General features: G+C 42.5%; 16 protein-coding genes and 1 tRNA gene. 6 read left to right on the top strand and 11 right to left on the bottom strand.

What is annotated here, in order from left to right:
- Nucleotides 1-41: 41 nt before the first annotated feature.
- The 4 genes from ACY8D0_RS14580 to ACY8D0_RS14565 all read left to right on the top strand — a co-directional run bounded on the left by ACY8D0_RS14580 (nucleotide 42) and on the right by ACY8D0_RS14565 (nucleotide 3,053).
- Entirely contained in the window at nucleotides 42-737 is a 696-nt protein-coding gene (locus ACY8D0_RS14580) for an MgtC/SapB family protein (protein ID WP_462411218.1), read from the top strand.
- A gap of 74 nt (nucleotides 738-811) precedes the next feature.
- Nucleotides 812-884 (top strand) — tRNA-Ala (locus ACY8D0_RS14575).
- Between the two features lie 312 nt (nucleotides 885-1,196).
- Nucleotides 1,197-1,508, top strand: coding sequence for a DUF485 domain-containing protein (locus tag ACY8D0_RS14570; protein WP_462411374.1), 312 nt, complete (start codon nucleotides 1,197-1,199; stop codon nucleotides 1,506-1,508).
- On the top strand, nucleotides 1,509-3,053 hold the full coding sequence (locus tag ACY8D0_RS14565; RefSeq protein ID WP_462411217.1) for a solute symporter family protein: 1,545 nt from the start codon (nucleotides 1,509-1,511) through the stop codon (nucleotides 3,051-3,053).
- A gap of 48 nt (nucleotides 3,054-3,101) precedes the next feature.
- On the opposite strand, the gene ACY8D0_RS14560 is transcribed toward ACY8D0_RS14565, so the two are convergent.
- A complete protein-coding gene (locus ACY8D0_RS14560) occupies nucleotides 3,102-4,451 on the bottom strand; it encodes a DEAD/DEAH box helicase (protein WP_462411216.1) in 1,350 nt (449 codons plus the stop codon).
- A 178-nt stretch (nucleotides 4,452-4,629) separates the two neighbouring features.
- Between ACY8D0_RS14560 and ACY8D0_RS14555 the strand changes: the two genes are divergently transcribed.
- Entirely contained in the window at nucleotides 4,630-5,214 is a 585-nt protein-coding gene (locus ACY8D0_RS14555) for an RBBP9/YdeN family alpha/beta hydrolase (protein WP_462411215.1), read from the top strand.
- A 203-nt stretch (nucleotides 5,215-5,417) separates the two neighbouring features.
- Nucleotides 5,418-6,326, top strand: coding sequence for a selenium metabolism-associated LysR family transcriptional regulator (locus tag ACY8D0_RS14550; RefSeq protein ID WP_462411214.1), 909 nt, complete (start codon nucleotides 5,418-5,420; stop codon nucleotides 6,324-6,326).
- A gap of 26 nt (nucleotides 6,327-6,352) precedes the next feature.
- On the opposite strand, the gene ACY8D0_RS14545 is transcribed toward ACY8D0_RS14550, so the two are convergent.
- The 10 genes from ACY8D0_RS14545 to ACY8D0_RS14500 all read right to left on the bottom strand — a co-directional run bounded on the left by ACY8D0_RS14545 (nucleotide 6,353) and on the right by ACY8D0_RS14500 (nucleotide 18,310).
- Nucleotides 6,353-7,855: an acyl-CoA synthetase gene (locus ACY8D0_RS14545; protein WP_462411213.1), complete on the bottom strand. Its 1,503-nt coding sequence runs from the start codon at nucleotides 7,853-7,855 to the stop codon at nucleotides 6,353-6,355.
- Between the two features lie 217 nt (nucleotides 7,856-8,072).
- Complete coding sequence (gene phaZ, locus ACY8D0_RS14540; RefSeq protein WP_462411373.1) at nucleotides 8,073-8,975, bottom strand: intracellular short-chain-length polyhydroxyalkanoate depolymerase; 903 nt, start codon at nucleotides 8,973-8,975, stop codon at nucleotides 8,073-8,075.
- A 1-nt stretch (nucleotide 8,976) separates the two neighbouring features.
- Nucleotides 8,977-9,990, bottom strand: coding sequence for a 3-oxoacyl-ACP synthase (locus tag ACY8D0_RS14535; protein WP_462411212.1), 1,014 nt, complete (start codon nucleotides 9,988-9,990; stop codon nucleotides 8,977-8,979).
- 13 nt (nucleotides 9,991-10,003) lie between these two features.
- Nucleotides 10,004-10,183, bottom strand: coding sequence for a hypothetical protein (locus tag ACY8D0_RS14530; protein WP_462411211.1), 180 nt, complete (start codon nucleotides 10,181-10,183; stop codon nucleotides 10,004-10,006).
- A gap of 12 nt (nucleotides 10,184-10,195) precedes the next feature.
- Complete coding sequence (locus ACY8D0_RS14525; RefSeq protein WP_462411210.1) at nucleotides 10,196-11,197, bottom strand: branched-chain amino acid ABC transporter permease; 1,002 nt, start codon at nucleotides 11,195-11,197, stop codon at nucleotides 10,196-10,198.
- A gap of 4 nt (nucleotides 11,198-11,201) precedes the next feature.
- Nucleotides 11,202-12,062 carry a branched-chain amino acid ABC transporter permease gene (locus tag ACY8D0_RS14520; protein ID WP_462411209.1) on the bottom strand — a complete coding sequence of 287 codons (861 nt, stop codon included), beginning with the start codon at nucleotides 12,060-12,062 and terminating at the stop codon, nucleotides 11,202-11,204.
- 17 nt (nucleotides 12,063-12,079) lie between these two features.
- The gene (locus ACY8D0_RS14515; protein ID WP_462411208.1) at nucleotides 12,080-12,790 is read right to left on the bottom strand and encodes an ABC transporter ATP-binding protein; all 711 of its coding nucleotides are present in this window, start codon (nucleotides 12,788-12,790) and stop codon (nucleotides 12,080-12,082) included.
- On the bottom strand, nucleotides 12,783-13,538 hold the full coding sequence (locus ACY8D0_RS14510; protein WP_462411207.1) for an ABC transporter ATP-binding protein: 756 nt from the start codon (nucleotides 13,536-13,538) through the stop codon (nucleotides 12,783-12,785). The genes ACY8D0_RS14515 and ACY8D0_RS14510 overlap by 8 nt, the downstream gene beginning before the upstream one ends.
- Before the next feature lie 84 nt (nucleotides 13,539-13,622).
- Complete coding sequence (locus tag ACY8D0_RS14505) at nucleotides 13,623-14,810, bottom strand: substrate-binding domain-containing protein (RefSeq protein WP_462411372.1); 1,188 nt, start codon at nucleotides 14,808-14,810, stop codon at nucleotides 13,623-13,625.
- A gap of 251 nt (nucleotides 14,811-15,061) precedes the next feature.
- Nucleotides 15,062-18,310 carry an AfsR/SARP family transcriptional regulator gene (locus ACY8D0_RS14500; protein WP_462411206.1) on the bottom strand — a complete coding sequence of 1,083 codons (3,249 nt, stop codon included), beginning with the start codon at nucleotides 18,308-18,310 and terminating at the stop codon, nucleotides 15,062-15,064.
- Between the last annotated feature and the right edge of the window lie 38 nt (nucleotides 18,311-18,348).

The following is an 18,348-nucleotide window of genomic DNA, read 5'->3' as shown; positions in this document are numbered from 1 at the left end:
AATTTATATTTAACAATTACTAAGATGGGCGTGAATTACACATGACCGGTATGGAAGAGAATATTTTTATTAAACTTGGTATTTCCGCTATATTTGGACTTATTATCGGCCTGGAACGCGAACTAAAAAGAAAACCAGTTGGACTTAAGACCAGTTTGGTCATATCAGTTGTAAGCTGCTTACTTACTATTGTTTCTATTGAGTCAGCCTATACGTTCCCTGCACCTGCGAATGTCACCATAACGATGGATCCGCTGCGATTGGCTGCCCAAATTGTCTCAGGAATCGGTTTTTTAGGTGCCGGGGTTATCCTTAGGCGGGGGAATGATAGTATATCGGGGTTAACCACGGCAGCCATGATTTGGGGAGCTGCAGGAATCGGGATAGCGGTGGGAGCCGGATTTTATATAGAAGCTTTTGCAGGTGTCGCATTACTTATTATTAGTGTCGAATTTGTCCCGCTCTTAATGAAAATCCTTGGTCCTAAACAATTGCGCGAAAAGGAAATCATGCTTCATTTATTCATTAGAGATAAAGGACAAATAGAAAAGGCGATTTCTTCTTTAATGGAAAGGAGGTATATTATCCGCCGTTTAAAAATAGAGGATTTAGATAATGGGGACCATTTAGTTCAAATCCTTGTAGCTGTGGATTATCGTGAGAAAGCAACAGAGGTTTATGCCGCCGTTTCCGACTTTGATGGGGTACACAAAGTGGAAATTGAAAGCATTAGTTAATTTCAGAATAATTTTTTTGATTTACCTCTTGCAAGTTTTAAACAAACAATATATAATTCTTTATGTACTCAATTGGGGGCTTAGCTCAGCTGGGAGAGCGCTTGCATGGCATGCAAGAGGTCGTCGGTTCGATCCCGATAGTCTCCATAATATTTTCTTGAAAAAACCTTTGCGATTGCAAAGGTTTTTTTTTATTCTACAAAAGGTCCACCTAAAATCCCTTTAAATATTTATTCGATTGCCCCAATTTCCTCTTGCATCCATTATCCACTTAAAATTATAATAAATTACATAATATTCCAAAATATTGGAATAATTATCTTGATTTGGAGGTGAAACACAATCACATAAATAACTTTTCCTCAAACTTCCCGCATTGCGATCTTTCGGCCTTTATTTTTTCTTTATTTTAAAAAGAGTAATTCTAAAAAGGGGGAGATTTATTTGGAAGCTAAAGAAATGAACAACAATATTGAAAACGATTACACTTCTATTGCTCAGTCCTCTTCTTTTTGGCGATTAATCTCTGAAAAGAAAAAGTTTATTATCCCGTACACTATATTCTTCTTTTGTTTTTACTTTGCATTGCCTATTCTGACTTCCTATTCTACAGTGCTGAATTCAAAATTTATTGGCGATATCACTTGGGCATGGGTGTTTGCCTTTTTACAATTTATTATGACATGGGGATTATGCATGCTCTACTCTAAAAAAGCGACTAAATTTGATGAGATCACCAAACAGATTAAATCTGAAAGGGGGATAAACTAGATGAATACCCCTGCGTTCCTCATGTTCCTAGCAATAGTGTTCGTCACACTGATTATCACTTATTTCGCGTCGAAAAAGACAAAAAATGCAAGCGAATTTTACACTGCTGGCGGAGGTTTAACCGGCTGGCAAAACGGTTTAGCCATTGCCGGCGACTATATGTCAGCAGCTTCATTCCTTGGTATAGCCGGGGCTGTTGCCTTAACAGGTTTTGACGGTTTCTTTTACAGTATCGGATTTTTAGTAGCTTACCTCGTTGTTCTCTATTTAGTCGCTGAGCCGCTGCGGAATCTTGGAAAGTATACGTTTGCTGATATGATCGCAGCCCGGTTTAATGCTAAAAAAATTCGTGGGTTCGCTGCGATGAATACAGTGGCCATTTCTATTTTTTATATGATTGCACAGCTTGTCGGCGCAGGTGCACTTATTAAATTATTATTAGGGCTGGAATATACAACATCTGTTTTAATTGTCGGGGTTTTAATGACGGTTTATGTTATTTTCGGCGGAATGCATGCAACTAGCTGGGTTCAAATTATTAAGGCCGTACTGTTAATGGGAGGTACGCTTGTTATCTCCATTATTGTATTTTCCAAATTCAACTTTAGTGTGACTGACATGTTTGCACAAATGAAAACAGCCACTCCGTTAAAGGATGCATTTCTAAATCCAGGGGTGAAGTACAAAGATGGAATTGACACATTGTCGCTGAACATGGGGCTGGTTCTTGGAACCGCTGGACTGCCTCATATATTGGTCCGGTTCTTCACCGTAAAAGATGCGAAAACTGCCCGTTCCTCAGTCGTTTATGCCACCTGGATTATCGGTATTTTCTATGTTATGACCATTTTCCTTGGTTTCGGTGCCGCCGCATTTGTTGGGACAGATAAAATCGTAGCTGCAAATCCTGCAGGTAACATGGCTGCACCATTGTTGGCACAAGCACTTGGCGGTAATATGTTATTTGCCTTTATTTCAGCAGTCGCTTTTGCAACTATCTTGGCCGTAGTAGCTGGACTTGTTTTGACAGCGGCTTCTGCTTTCGCCCATGATTTCTATAACGAAATCTTGAAGAAAGGCAAGGCAACTGAGAAACAGCAAGTGAGTATGGCGCGTTGGGCAGCGATTGGCGTTTCCATTCTATCCATTATCCTTGCCTTGGGAGCGCAAACCCTGAATGTTGCCTTCTTGGTATCTCTTGCATTTGCAGTCGCGGCTAGTGCCAATTTGCCGGTTATTATTTACACGATTTATTGGAAACGTTTTAATACAACAGGTGCCGTCTGGGCAATGATCATTGGTTTGATTTCTTCTGTGGGATTAGTTATTATCAGCCCTAACGTTTTTAGTCCAGAGGTTGGCAAAGCAATATTTGTTGGAGAACCATTGTTCCCGTATACTACTCCAGGCATTGTATCGATACCACTTGGATTCATTGCCGGATACTTGGGTACCCTTTTCTCCAGACAAAAGGCTGATGTGAAAAAATACGAAGAAGTGCTTGTTAAATCCAACACTGGCATAAGTTTAACAGATCATTCATAAAACATTTTGGGGCTGGCTCTAAAAAGAGCCGGCCCTTTTTTGATCAAGTTATCTTTTCTTATTTCGTTGCTGGCTTTTCGCCGGTTTTCCTCCAGAACGGTCAAATTTTGAAGGCTTTCTTTTTTCCGATTGCTTATCTTGAAATGGCTTATGATTTTTAGCTGTTCCTTTCTGGGTACTTCCTTTTCTAGCACTTTTTCTCGGTCTTTCTCTGTCTGAACCTGCCTTTTTAGCCTCAGCAGTCATTTGCTTTGGCTTTAAATTAGTATCCCTTTCATTTGTCGTATTTCCTAAATTTTGCTTTTGAATGGTAATTTGCAGTTCTTTTTCAATTTCATCCAGTTTTGGACGGTCGGCTGAAGAGTACAGGGTTACAGCCATCCCGTTCATACCAGCTCTGCCTGTTCGGCCAATGCGGTGAATATAACTGTCTGCATCCGGTGGAATGTCATAGTTAAAAACGTGCGTAACACCCTCCACATCCAGTCCCCTGGCCGCCACATCCGTTGCAATTAAAAGTTGGATCTTAGCGTCTCTAAAACGCTTCATGACCTGTTCCCTTTTTGCCTGTGACAAGTCACCATGCAATTCATCACAAGAAAATCCTTGTTCCTTAAGCGCATTATAAAGTTTGCTTACTCTTCTTTTGGTTCGGCAAAAGATAACTGCCAAAAACGGCCGGTATGATTCGACTAAGGTAAAGAGTGTTGCTTGCTTTGCCCGGTCAGTTGTATGAATCGCAATCTGTTCGATGCTGTCTGCAGGCCGTTGAAGTTTTTCGACCTGTACAAATTCAAATTCATGCATATATTTACTTGCCAACTGTCTGATTTCAGATGGAATAGTGGCAGAAAATAGCATGGTCTGGCGGCTTTGTGGTGTTTCTTTGATGATGTCTTCCACTTCATTTAAGAAACCAATATGCAGCATTTGATCCGCTTCATCTAAAACAAGAAATGCCACTTTGGATAATTGAATCGTTCCTCTTCTTAAATGGTCGAGCAATCTCCCTGGGGTCCCTACCACAATCTGCTTTCCCGTCTTTAATTGGTTTAATTGTTTATTTACATCCTGTCCGCCGTATACGGCCAGAACGTTTACCCCCTCCATATTCGCCATTAGCTTTTTGCATTCTTCCGTAATCTGTAACGCCAGTTCTCTGGTAGGTGTTACGATCAATGCCTGGATGTACTCTGCCTCCCGGTTGATTTTTTCTAATATTGGCAGTACAAAGGCAAATGTTTTTCCGGTACCAGTTTGTGCTCGGGCCATGATATCTTTTCCTTCTAAAATGATGGGAATCGCTTGTTCCTGAATCGGCGTTGGTTTAGCTATCCCATATGTAAGTAGATTTTTCGTTACTTCTTTTGATAATCCTAAAGATAAAAAGTCTGACAATCCATTTCCCAACCTTCTTTTATTTTTTACTTCTTTATATTGATTGTTTTTCCCGGTGTATGCAAATATTCCATTTTGTTTTATAAAGGATTGCCTTTTGAATGGATAACAGCTATAATTCCTATAAAACCAATTAAATAACTCGGAATAATAAGATATAGAAAGAAGGAATTTCCCAGTGACCCAACAAAGTTTTCTTATCCTGCATGGTTTAGGCGGAAGTGGGCTGAATCATTGGCAGACATGGTTAGCAAATGAACTGCAAAAAAGAAATTTTGATGTGTACTATCCAACCTTTTCCGACTTTCATACGCCCAATAAGAAGGTTTGGATGGAGGAACTTGATACAGTCATGAATACCATTCCCAAGAATACACCATTAACTGTCATCACTCATAGCTTGGGTTGCTTCCTTTGGCTGCACTATACTGCCAGTCAAAATCGGAAACTGGCAGATCGTGCTATTCTTGTTGCGCCGCCTTCCCCTAATGTTGTGCTGATTGCAGCAAAATCATTCTTTCCGGTTCCCCTTAGTGGCGAAAATCTATCACGTGCGGCAGGCGAAACGTTGTTTATTCACTCCACTAATGATCCTTATTGCAGTATGGAAGATGCAAGCCACTTCAGGAACTTAGGAATTCCCTCGATTATTCTTCCAAATTCAGGCCATATTAATGCGGATTCCGGACACGGCAAATGGCCGTTGATCCTGAACCAATGCCTCTTTAGAAACAAGTCAGGCAGCCATTATATGATGGTGTAACGGAATGGGTGAGGCTTAGGCCTCACTCTTTTTTTGGCTCTATTAAACGATAATGTTGATTTTTTACTCTGTTGATTGGGGCGGAAATCAACAGTCAAATCCAACAGAGCCTTTTATTTTAACAAGAATGTTTGTATGATTAAATATATCTGTTTTATCAATGATAACAAATCAATAAATGCAATAGTGAGAGGAGGACATGCATGGATTTACATCAACTCTATGTTTTTACAAAAGTGGTTGAACACAAAAGCTTTTCCAAAGCAGCAGAGGATATTTTCTTAAGCCAATCAACGGTTAGTTCTCATATCCAAGCGTTAGAAAAAACACTCGACACCAAGTTGTTTGACCGACTCGGCAGGGAACCTGTGCTAACTCCACAAGGAGAACGGTTATACCAATGGGCCCTGAAATTATTGCTTATTAAAGATCAAGCTTTATTTGATTTAAAGCAGGGAATGACTGAACTGCGGGGAAAAGTTCGAATTGCCGCCAGTTCCGTGCCAGGGCAATTTATGATTCCCAAGATGGTAAAACGGTTTCGCGAGAAATATCCTTCTGCCATATTTCAAATCCATCAATCGTCCTCCAAAATTGCCGTAGAAAAAGTACTGAATGGCTCAGCGGACATTGGGGTCGTCGGGGAAAAAATTGAAAGTGATAAATTGAAGTATATTCCATTAATGAATGAAAAGCTTGTACTCATCACTTCTAACAAGGTGGAGTTGCCGGACCCTGTGAACGTCAGGGATATCTTAGACTATCCTTTCATCATGAGAAATGCGGATTCCGGGACAAATGCTATGCTGGAAAAATTATTAAGAAAAAACAACATTAAAAAGGACCAGTTGAATATCATCGCGTACACTGATTCCTCACAAAGCCTCATGCAGTTTGTTATGGAGGATATCGGTATCTCGATTATCTCTGAAATAGCGGCAAAGAGTTATTCGGACTTGAATATGCTTAAAACCCATCACATTAATGGGTTTGATGAAGAACGGTTCTTTTACCTTGTGTATAACACCGGCAAAACTCATTCCATGATTACAAAGTTATTTATGGACACTGCAGCAAATGACATAACACGAAAAGGTTCGGACCACGATTAAAGTCCAGAACCTTTTTGTGATACCTTTTATTTCACTTTCGTGCTGATTTCTTTCAATTTCTTTTTATCAATTTTTCCCACATGCGTTTTAGGAAGTTCTTCCAGGAAGACAAACTGTTTAGGGATTTTATATCTTCCCAGTTTCCGTTCACAGTAGCTATTTAAATCGACCGACTCCAAAGTAAGGGTTCGTTTTAATACAATAAAAGCCACAACGATTTCACCCCATTTTTCGTCCGGCAATCCTATGACAGCGACTTCATCAATGGCTGGATGGGATGCTAGCCATTGTTCAATTTCTAATGGATAAACATTCTCCCCGCCAGAGATAATCATCTCTTTTTTTCTACCTACAATAAAATAGAATCCTTGTTCATCCCGCCTAGCCAAATCCCCTGTATGAAGCCAGCCATCTTCCCATGTTTCCTGCGTCGCTTTTTCATTTTCCCAATAAACAGTAAAAGAGTGTTTACCCCGAATTAAAAGTTCTCCCACTTCATTTGGCCGGGTTTCATGACCATCGGATTTTATGATTTTTATCGTATTAAACAGCATTGGCTTTCCGACGGAACCTCGTTTGATTTGGGCTTGCTCCGGACTAATATAGAAATTGTTCGGCCCCGCTTCTGTCAGTCCATAGCCCTCTTTAAACGCTAAGCCTTTTTTCTGGAAGGCCTCATAAATGCTTAATGGGCAAGGCGCAGCCCCAGACAAGAAGACTCTCATCGTTGGAAAGCTTCCGGTTTGAAATTCCTCAGTCTGTATAAGTGAATGATACATAGTCGGAACTAGAAGGATGATGGTACAGCCATACCGATTAATGGATTCCACGGTTTTAGGGCCGGTAAATTGTTCCCCAATGACCACGGTCCCGCCATTCATCAGGATGGGAATGCACAGCGCATTTAACCCACCCGTATGGAACATGGGCATATAGTTGATGGTCACGTCATCATGGGATAATCCCCAACTCAAAATGGTATTAATCGCATTCCATAAGATTGATCGATGGCTCAGAACAACCCCTTTTGGCCTACCTGTAGTTCCCCCGGTATAAATCATTGCCAGTGGGTCAGTTTCCTCGATACCCTCGGGCAGACCATCTTTTTCAGGCCAAGATGTGATCCTGTCATATTCGCTATCTCCTATATAAAAGGAAGTTATCTTTAGGTCTGTTAGTTGGCTTATCAGGTTTTCAAACTGCGGGTGGACCCCAATTAAAACAGGTGTACAATCCTTTAGTATTTCAATTATTTCGTGGGCAGATAACCGCCAGTTTAGTGGAACGAAGATGGCGCCAATTTTCCCACAAGCAAACAGTAAGTCAAAATAGCCTATATGGGCCGGTGATAGCAAAGCCACTCGATCCCCTTTGGTGACTCCCTGTTGTTTGAACCAGACGGCAGCCGAATTTGCTCGGTGGTTCAATTCTTCATATGTCCAAGCAATATTTGTCTTTTCCTCAATTATTGCAGTCTTTTTTGGGGTTAATCTTGCCCGATTATCCAGCCAATCCAGTTCCCACCTCACCGAATGATCGCTCCTTCACTAGTAGATGGCTTTATCTTACTTTATAACAGTTACACGTAAGTTACAGTCAGGCTTCTGCCGAAAACAGTTATGACCTAAATGTACGCAAAGAAAAAACGGCCTTAAAAAAGGCCGTCCTTCGGTTACATCATAATTCCGCCATCGACATTCGAACGATTCCATTTACATAACTTGCTTCATCCGATGCGAAATAATCTCACACCTGTACCTCACTATCTAAAAATTGCTCCATCGCCGTCAATAATTGCGGCAGATCATCGATTAATGCGGAATGGCCGCAATTTTTCAGCTCGACGACTGTTGCTTTCTCACCTAGATCCTCTATCAACTCGTCTGTCATTTCCTGTACAACCACCATATCACGCTCGCCATACAACACGAGAACAGGAACTTTGATATCGTCCACTTGGCCATTGCCTTCTACTAAACCGTTATGTTGATGGCTGATATTAAAATTATTTAAAGCATAATAAACTTCGGCTAAGTTTCGCTGTGTCCGCATATCTTGAACATACTCATCATACAGTTCTGGTTCTGGCTGCTTGTGGGTATAAATGACCGAATTCCAGATCAATTTCAACAAAGCCGCATCGTTTGTATCGTAAGCTGTTTGGATGGGTATATACCGGACCAAATCCCGCTTCATTTCTTCATGCATTGTCATTCTGCGCGGTTCCTCATTTTCCTTCAGCTTACCGTCAAAAGGATACCCCCTGGTGGAAGCGGATGCAAGTAGAATAAGCTTATTGCTATAATCCGGGTAATCTGCACAAAATTGCATGGCAATCGCCCCGCCCAATGACCATCCGGCAAGTGCAAAATCCCTTAACCCAATCGCATCGACAAACAGCTTGACATCATCGGCAAAATCCTTAATCGACATGATCAACTGGTTATAGCTGGAACCGCCAAAGCCTCTTAAATCTACCGCATAAACTTTGTACTTATCATCCAAATTGTCAATTACAAGATCCCAGTGCTTCGAGGAGGTCATATTGCCGTGAATCAATAATAGGTTGATTTCACCGCCTTCTCTTTCTCGATAAGTAAGCATTTCCCCATTCGATAAGTGGATTTCCTTCATCGTAACATTTGCCAATTTAATCACCTTTCCCCCATTTTATAGTGGTTGCTCCCCAAGCGTAACCGATACCTGCACTAACAAAGACAACGACATCGCCATCTATTATTTTTTCTTGCTCTAAAGCCAGCTCCAGCGATAAAATTTGGTCGATTTGACCGATATGTCCATATTCCTCAAGATAAATCGACTGCTCTTCTGACAAGCCCAGTTCATCCAGAACATATTGATGGGCCGAACGCTTCATGTGCAATATGGCCAAATAATCTATATCCTTTTCGGTATAACCACTTTTTCTGACGGACTCCCGAATCACTTTTAAAAAATTGGCCATTGATTTTTTTTCCAGCCGCTGCTTCATTCCCTCAGGATCCAGCACATCCAGCATATTCTGGCCGTTCTCCAAAGCCTCTTTTGTGATTGGATTCTTGGTCCCTCCAGCTACGACAACAACGTCCTCTGAAAAAGAACCATCCGTAATGAGTTTTGTCTCTAACAGCAGATTCTCGTCGTACCCTTTACTCAATAGAATCGCGCCGCCCCCAGCCCCAAGATTGTACATAAACCTGGTTCTGGGATTCTGGTAATCAATGAAATCCACATTGCGGTACCCTCCCGCAAGGAGCACCGTATTCAATTCAGAATCGGCCAGCATCATACTTTTCGCCACTTTCAACGCCATAACCGTTGTCCCGCATCTTAACGCCAAATCGAAGGCCCAGGCATTATACGCACCAATCTCCTCCTGGAGCTTGATTCCTGCTGTCCACAGCGGATATTCCTTATGTTCTTCGCCGATATAGATTACAAGGTCAATCTCAAGCGGGTCAATTCCTGCCTTTTCAATCGCCTTTCTTGCGGCCACAATCCCCATTTGACACGTATGGTCATAAGGTCCAGGAATATGTTTTTTCTTAATCCCCATCTTCCCTTCGACAATAGCTGGAGGAAGACCTGCCAGCTCCGCTATTTCTTTGCCGGATATGGCTGCATCCGGCAAATAAGTCCCTGTGCTCAATATGCCAATCTGCACAATATCACCTCCTCTACGACTCTTCCGCAATCTCCCTCATAAACGACATGGCCTCTTCGATAGATTCAAATAATGTCTCACGGTCTTCCTGTACATGGGTCACCTTAATTCGCCATTGTTTGTTTCCGGTTTCCTTCTCTACAGCAGCCACTTGAAATCGGACAACGAAGGAAGCAATTTGTTTGGTATCCATTTGCTCCTCCTTTTACCCTGCAGCCTTTTGTTCGTTTTTGACAGGATAAGATTTCTTCTTGCGTTTCCAAGATATTTTCCTCAATGTCCCGACAATTCCTTGTGGGAAAAACATAACCACTAAAATGTAAATAATTCCGAAGAAGATAATCCAGCGTTCGAAAATCCAATGTTCCTTGGCAAGCCCTGTCAACCAATCGTGGGCAAATTCGATGATCCCCGCGCCAATAATGGGGCCCGCCAAGGTGCCTACTCCTCCAATAATCGTCATCAATAAGGCATCCAACGTGATATCCATTGAAAACACACTGGTATTTACATACCGAAGCGAAATTGCATATAAAATTCCAGCGATCCCGGCTAAAACCCCGGAAACCACACTGGCAGCAATTTTATAATGCAGCACCTGAAAACCAAGGGATTCAGTTCTTTGTTCATTTTCCCTAATGGCTTGGAGGACACGGCCAAGAGGAGAATTCACAAAACGCCTTAAGACAAAGAAAACCGCAGCCATACCAATTAAGCAAAGGAGATAAAAATTGGTCCGGTCTATAAACAGTTCCGGTACTCTAAAGGTGAAACCGTCATTCCCAAAAGTGAGCGTCCGCCATTTTTCTGCCAGAACTAAAAACAAACCGGCCAGTGACATGGTTAGCATCGCATAGAAATGACTTTTCAGCCGCAACGTCAATAGCCCGACAATAAAACTAACAATGGCAGTCAAAACGATTGTTGTCAGGACCGCCCATAGAAAGTGGGTCATATCCGGTTCAAACCGTTTCATAAAGATACCAATCGAATACGATCCGATTCCAAAATACATGGCATGACCAAAGGATACAATTCCAGTAAAACCGATTAACAAATCATAGCTCATGGCAAAAATCGAGAAGATAAAAATTTGTGTTAACAAAATTAATAAGTTCCTAGATTCATATACAAAGGGTAACAGGAAAAGTAATAGAATGAATAACAGGAAAATAATTGCCGTCCGCTTGTCTGCAAATTTGTTCATCTCCTCACCCCTTCGCGCTGAATAGGCCCTGCGGCCGGATAATTAACACGACAGCCATTAGCAGCATGTTGACTGCCAGTGATAAATCCGGAACATAGTACGCCATAAACGAACCGGAAAGACCCACTAAAATGGCGGCTAATACGGAACCTTTAAAGTTCCCCATTCCGCCTATCACCACCACAATAAATGCCAATATGGCAAACTCCATCCCCATTCCGGCATGAATCACACCGGAATAAGGTCCCAGCAAAACTCCGCCAAGGGCAGCCATCCCGGCGCCAATCATGAATACAAACATAAATACCCTTTGGATGTTAATTCCGAGTGCCTGCACCATTTCCTTGTTCATGACACCCGCTTGAACCACCAGCCCGATTTTGGTTTTTTTTAACATAAACTGGACCCCGGCGAAAACGAGGAGGCCCACAATGATAATAAACACCCGGTATTTGATCAGATTGATTTCACCAATCTCCCAGCTCCCTTTTAAGTATTCGGGAGGGGATGCCGTTAACTGATTGGGGCCCCAAATGACTTTCAGCATTTCCGAAAGGACCATCATCAGACCGAGTGTGATTAAAATTTGCTGAACATGGTTACCGTATACCGGCTTTATAATCCATTTTTCTGTTACTATTCCTAGGATAAAACCTGTAACAACTGCCCCGATAATTCCGATTAAAAAGCTGCCTGTCTTGGAATAAATCCACAAGCCGCTGTAAGCTCCCCAGGCAAACAATCCACCATGGGCAAAATTCAGCACGTCCATTAAGCCGAAGATCAGCGTGAGCCCGGCCGCCAGTAAAAAAATCAGCATGCCGGTTGCCAGGCCGTTTAAAGCCAAGTTCATAAATAAATCCAAGAATAATTCCTCCTTTCCTAGGCAATTCCTAAATACTTCCGTTTCATTTCTTCATCTTCTTTTAATTGTTTCATCGTCCCGTTACTGACAGTCCGGCCATCATCAATGATGTAAAAACAATCACCAATCGTGCTGGCCATCATAAAATTCTGCTCCACTAGAACAATCGTGGTTTGGTCTTTCATTTGCATAATCGAATCCATGACTTTTTCGACCATAATCGGTGCCAAACCCTTACTTGGTTCATCAATTAACAGCAGTTCATTTTCATTGACATAGGCCCTGGCAATCGAAAGCATTTGTTTTTGCCCGCCGCTTAGCAGTCCTCCTGGTTTTTTCCAAAACTTTTTCAGGTCAGGGAACAGTTCAAGAATCCATTCCATCCGCTTGGCTGTTTCTTCATTATCTTTTTGTATGGCAACTTTCATATTCTCCTCAACCGTTAATCCAGCAAAAATCCCCTGATCTTCCGGGACATAGCCAATCCCTCTTTTGGCAATCGTATAGGTTGGCAATGTTTGAATTTCTTCCCCGTTAAATACAATACTTCCTTTTGATGCGGGATTAAGCCCCATAATCGTTCGGAGCGTTGTCGTTTTGCCTGCCCCATTTCTTCCAAGCAAAACCGTTACTTCTCCTTTTCTTACTTCAAATGAGACACCTTGAAGGATATGATACTGCCCGATATATGTCTCGACTTGGTTAAGCTTCAGTAGGCTGCTATGCATAATGACCTCCTAAATAAGCAGACTGGACGGTCTCATTTTTCATAATTTCCTCAGGTGAGCCGTCCGCTAACAGCCGCCCGTTAAATAACACCATGACGGAATCCGATAAATCCAAAATCATATCCATTTTGTGTTCAATTAAAATGATGGTCCGGTTACCCTGATTTTTAATTCTTTTAATAACCTCCAAAATGGCGGGTACTTCCTCTAAAGACATTCCCGCAGTGGGTTCATCCAGTAAAAGTACTTCCGTTTCCAATGCAAGAAGCATGGCGATTTCCAGTTTTCGTTTCTCGCCGTGGGCCAAGTTACTGGCTAACGAATCTTTTTTCTCATCCAAAAGCACAAGCCGCAGCCAGTCTAATGCCTTTTCCTCGAAATGGCGGTATTTTTTATAGTGAAATAACATTTGGTAACGGACACCTGCCTGTGATTGCACAGCAAGGCGAACGTTTTCGAGGACCGTTAAGTTGGGAAAAACATTGGTAATCTGAAAGGACCGGCCAATCCCTGCCCTTGTCCGCTTGGTCGGAGAAAAATGGGTTATATCGTTGCCCCGATAATAGATTTTTCCTTTGGTTGGCGCTAATTGTCCGCTTAACAAATTAAAGAATGTTGTCTTGCCTGCCCCATTCGGCCCAATGATGGACTTGAAATGTTTCTCTGGAACCGAGATGCTGACGGAATCAACAGCCGTATGCCCACCAAATGTAATGGATAAATCATTGGTTTCAATTAAGGTTGTCATTGGTTCACCACCTAGTTAGAAAGCTTGATAGAAATTAGAGAGGCTGGCAAAATTTGCTCGCCACCCCCTCCCTAAAATGACTGTTTATTTGTTACGGATGGGAGGTGCAGTTTCTTCAGGGGTCAATTCGCGGATCAGGGTCGGAACCGGATAGGAAACTCCATCCTTCTTCTCGAGTTTGATCGCGTACATGGCCTGCAGCGCTTGATGGTCCTCAGGGCGATAGGTCATTTTGCCTTTCGGTGTATCAAAGCTCATTCCTTCCATGGTTTTGATTAGTTTATCAACATCCGTATCCCCGTTTGTTTTCTTTAACGCTTCCACAATGGAGATGGCAGCACTCATTCCGCCAGGTGTAAATAAATCAGGTACGTCGCCGTTAAAGCGTTTCTTGTGCTCCGTTACGAGCCAATCATTGATTTTATTTTTGGGCAGGTCATGATAATATACGGTGAACCCCTCCATGCCCACAAGCGGCTCCATTGTCGATAATGCGGCAATATCCGGGGCACCGGTTGAAATCTTAATGCCTTTTTCTTGTACCTTCATATCAGCGATTTGTTTCCAAGGGGAGTTGGCTCCTGCCCAGACAACAAATAGGTAATCCGGTTTAGCATCAATGATTTTTTGAATATTGGAAGTAAAGTCTGTTGCTGCCGGATCAGCATATTCTTCCTTAACAATTTCCGCACCCAGTTTTTTAGCGGCTTCCTTAAAGGCAGCTACCCCGTCACGGCCAAACGAATAATCCGGGGCCAGGGTAGCAATCTTGACACCCTTTTTAGCGATTGCGGCAGCACCGGCAACAGCATCCTGAGAGGAGTTACGGGCTGAATGGAAGATGTACTTATTAAACTCTGAACCTGTAATACTGTCAGCAGCAGCAGGTTCTACGACCATAATTTTTTGATATTCTTCAGCCAGCGGCAGAACAGCCAGTGTATCAGCCGAGCTGGACGAGCCAACTAAGAAATCCACCTTGTCTTCTTCTAATAATTTGGTAGCTTTTTGGACGGCCACTTCCGGCTTGGTTTCCGTATCTTCCACAATGAACTCAATTTTGTGGCCGGCTACTTCCATCTTGCTATCTGTTGCATAATCTAATCCCAATTCAAACCCTCTTAATGTTTGCTTTCCGTACGACTCGAGGGCGCCAGTTTTGGAAGCAAGTACACCAATCTTTATCGTCTCTTTGGTTTCTTGTTTTCCTCCATCTCCTTTTGATTCTGTTGAAGAATCTTTAGAATTGCATGCGCTTGCAAAAACCATCATGAAAATAAGTAACCCTAATAATGCCCATCTTTTTTTCACAATCTTTCCCCCCTAAAAATTTTTATCATTCTTTTGTACAGCTTTGAAATTAGGATATAAGACAACAGTTGCAAAAGAGTTACAAAATAGAAAAGCGGAAGCACCCTCGGAACAAGCAAAAAACCATTGTTCCGCCAAGCTGCACTCTAAGAAGCTTTCCTTAGTGATCAGCGCCGTATGGCCTGGAGCAAGACAATAAAAAAACAGCCACTTTAAGGCTGCTGGATTGAGTGATGGTAATTTTCCGAATCAATAATCATTTCGTACATATGCCTAGTCGGTTCTAATGGTGTCACGCCAAGCTCCTCTTCCAAGACTTCCGTGCACTTTCGGAACCATTTCACCGCTTGCGGACGGTTATTTTTCCGATAATAACAGTACATCAACAAACGGTAAGCCTCTTCCCAGGTCCGGTCCCTCGCTAAAATTTGTTCACACCAATAGATGGCGGAATCATAATTTTCCTTGCGCACCATAATCTGCGCCATTTTTTCGGCACCCCGTAAAAAATACACCAGCATACTTTCCCGTTTGCTGATACACCAATCGTCGTAACGCCGGTCAGGCAAATAATCCCCTTGATAGAATGCCAGCCCTTTCTCTAAGAAATGAATGGTCTTTTCTTGATCTGTCTCCGTAAGTCCTGCCTGAATCCAGCCTTGGAATTGAACCGTATCCAGTTCGATAACGGCAAGTGGATTAAATCCATAGGATCCGCCTTCTCTAATAATAAAAAAAGGATCTGACCTCGCTTTTCTTGCCGGCTCTAACACATGATGCAAGCCATTTAATGCCACCTTAAAATCACGGTCGGCACTTTTTTTATCATGATGGGGCCAGAGCGTCCCAAGAATTTGTTCCTTAGGCATCGGCTCATTTCTAGTAATTAATAATTGAAAAATGCCTTTTGCCTTTTCCCGTTGCCATTCCTTATCCCCAACCTCTTTTTCGCCAAGCCATACCTTAAATTGGCCGAGTGTTTTCACCCTGATGGAGTAGCCGGGATGATTATCGAGGGCGGTCATTCCCATATCCTGAAGAATCTTGGCAGCGTAGGCTTTTTGGACATCCTGTTTCATGCATTCGATTAACAGCGGGACAAACACTTGCAAATCCCCGGGGCTGAAAACGGAATGTTTATGAAAAAAGAAGTCATACTCATGGATTTGCACCAAGCTTAAAAAGGAATCGGCATTCTGGTAATAGGAATCTAGTTTTTTCTCTTGGAAAAACAGATAAGCCAGCCAGAACTTTACTAACATTTGTCCAAAGGTATCTTCGCATTGGTCAAATAAACTGCTTGCTTGTTCCAAAAACTTCAGGGCTTTGGAATATCGCCCGTTATACATGCACGTGATTCCAATTCCTAAGGTAATAAGCGCCGACAACCAAACGTCATGGACCTTTTCGGTTTCCTGCAGTGCTTTTTGGCCTGCCTCCATTGCCCGCTCATACTCTCCCCTTCGCCCGTAAAGAACACACAACCCCATTAACGGCTCTGCTTTCCCACGGCTGACATGAAGCGCTTCCATTATTTCTAATGCAGTTTGATAGCAATTTTCCGCAAGTCCGATATCATATTTATTTAGAATCTGAACGGCATGGCCCATCCGAATCCATCCGCACGCTTCCACGAAAGGCGCCTTTAAGCTGATTCCCTGACGAATCCCCGCCTGTGCCAGCTCTTTCGCCTTATTCCCCTCACCGGTAAATGCCTCGATTAATGATAATAACAGGTCAGTCTCGCGATGTGCCTGCGGCAAGGATAACAGGTCAGCCGACCGCATTTCATCCTTCTTTAAATAAAGCAGCCTTTTTGCTTCCTCATATCGGCCTGTTCGTAAATACAATCTCGCCTCCAAATTGCCGTCCATACTCGCGATATTTAATTCCTTCGCCTTTTGAAGCCATTTTTCAGCTTTACTGGCCTTTCCTGAGTTCAGCAAGTTTTCTGATAACAATTCATACAATTTACCGATTTCCTCTGCTTCACCATTGCTTTTTTCACGTTGGGCGATGGCTTCATATAACAGCCTTTCTGCATGGTGGGGCTGAATTGTGTCCAAATAAATCATCGCTTTACCTTCAAGCGCCTTACTCATCCCCAAATGATTGGTCCGCTGCTTCGCCCCTTCATGCGCCTTGTCATAACAGGCTTCTGCCTCTTGGAATTGAGAGCGATACCGATAAACCTCCGCTTTTAATAACCAGAGCGGAAAATGGGCCCCCATCTCTTCTTTACCCATTAACGACAATAAATCCATTAAGCTCTCCAGTTTGCCTCCCTCAAGCATCCGAAAGCCGTGGTCTTGTAATATCGCTGCAATTGCTTGGACATGCTGAATTTTTTTATAATGATAAAGGGCTTTTTCCCAGGATTCACGCTTTTCATAAAACCGGGCGCATCTTTCATGAAGGGCCCGGAATTGTTCAGGGTGATTTTTTTGGAAGAATCCTTCTAAAAATTCTTTAAACAAGGCATGGTATCGATAGTGGGCTGCCCCGGTTTTTTGAATAAATAAATTCCGGTCCTTCAGCTGTTCCAACATGCTGGCGGCTGCTTGGATCCCAATAACTTCTGAGCATAATTCTTCGTCGATTTCCTCAAAGATGGCAGTTTGTTCAAGGAACTGCTGAATAATCGGCGATTGCTTTGAAAACACTTCCATGACCAGGTACTGAAAAAACTCCTGCAATGATTGGGAAGAGTGCTCAAATAAATCAGATATGTCATTCTTAAGGGGAATCTGCTGGGCAATCATGCACAGGGCGATAATCCAGCCTTCGGTCAATTGATAAATCATCTGCAAGTGGCGTTCTTCCACTTCCAACCCATAAAGGTCTGTTAGCAGCAATTCCATTTCTTCCATCGTCAGGGCTAAATCATCTTTCGTAATCTCTAACAGCTGCCCGCACACTTTCATTTTGGTTAGGTATTTCCAGACGGGACGGCTGCGGCTGGAGATTACAAGATGCAAATTGGCCGGTATATGCTCAAGTAAGTTTTCCATCCAGGCATTGATGGTGTAAGACTGCTCTATTTGATGAAAGTCATCCAATATTAACGTTATTTCTCGATTGGTTTCCATCAATTCATTGATAAACAAAGAACACAGTATACTAAGTTCTTCACTACGGATATACCGGTCCATTGTTTCTATATAGTTTAATAGTTCCATCCCAAAATCAGGAGCGGCTTTCCGGATGGAATGGATGATATGGGACAGAAATGGCAGAATATCGTCATCCATGGATGATATCGAATACCAGCATCCAGGAATTTTTTCATCCTTCATAAACAAAGCAAGTGCAGTACTTTTTCCAAAGCCGGCAGCAGAATGGAGAATAGTCAAAGGAAAATCAGGGATTTTTTTGAGTTTTTGGGTGAGCTTGGCCCTCCTAATGAATTCATCTTTGACAACAGGTATGCGCAGCTTTGTTTGAATAATCGGAAGCTTCATCCTATCATAGCTCCTCCGCTGGAAATTTCCCAATTTTT

This window comes from Neobacillus camarae (assembly GCF_054950115.1).
Note: the sequence above shows the minus strand (reverse complement) of the source record. Positions and strands in the feature narration are given on the sequence as shown.

Coding starts and splice junctions, on each gene's coding strand:
- ACY8D0_RS14580 (WP_462411218.1), top strand. CDS start 42: ATGACCGGTATGGAAGAGAATATTTTTATTAAACTTGGTATTTCCGCT.
- ACY8D0_RS14570 (WP_462411374.1), top strand. CDS start 1,197: ATGAACAACAATATTGAAAACGATTACACTTCTATTGCTCAGTCCTCT.
- ACY8D0_RS14515 (WP_462411208.1), bottom strand. CDS start 12,790: ATGCATAGCAGCCTACTGAAGCTTAACCAAGTCGAGACATATATCGGG.
- ACY8D0_RS14505 (WP_462411372.1), bottom strand. CDS start 14,810: ATGATGGTTTTTGCAAGCGCATGCAATTCTAAAGATTCTTCAACAGAA.
- ACY8D0_RS14530 (WP_462411211.1), bottom strand. CDS start 10,183: ATGGATACCAAACAAATTGCTTCCTTCGTTGTCCGATTTCAAGTGGCT.
- ACY8D0_RS14565 (WP_462411217.1), top strand. CDS start 1,509: ATGAATACCCCTGCGTTCCTCATGTTCCTAGCAATAGTGTTCGTCACA.
- ACY8D0_RS14500 (WP_462411206.1), bottom strand. CDS start 18,310: ATGAAGCTTCCGATTATTCAAACAAAGCTGCGCATACCTGTTGTCAAA.
- ACY8D0_RS14550 (WP_462411214.1), top strand. CDS start 5,418: ATGGATTTACATCAACTCTATGTTTTTACAAAAGTGGTTGAACACAAA.
- ACY8D0_RS14510 (WP_462411207.1), bottom strand. CDS start 13,538: ATGACAACCTTAATTGAAACCAATGATTTATCCATTACATTTGGTGGG.
- ACY8D0_RS14525 (WP_462411210.1), bottom strand. CDS start 11,197: ATGAACAAATTTGCAGACAAGCGGACGGCAATTATTTTCCTGTTATTC.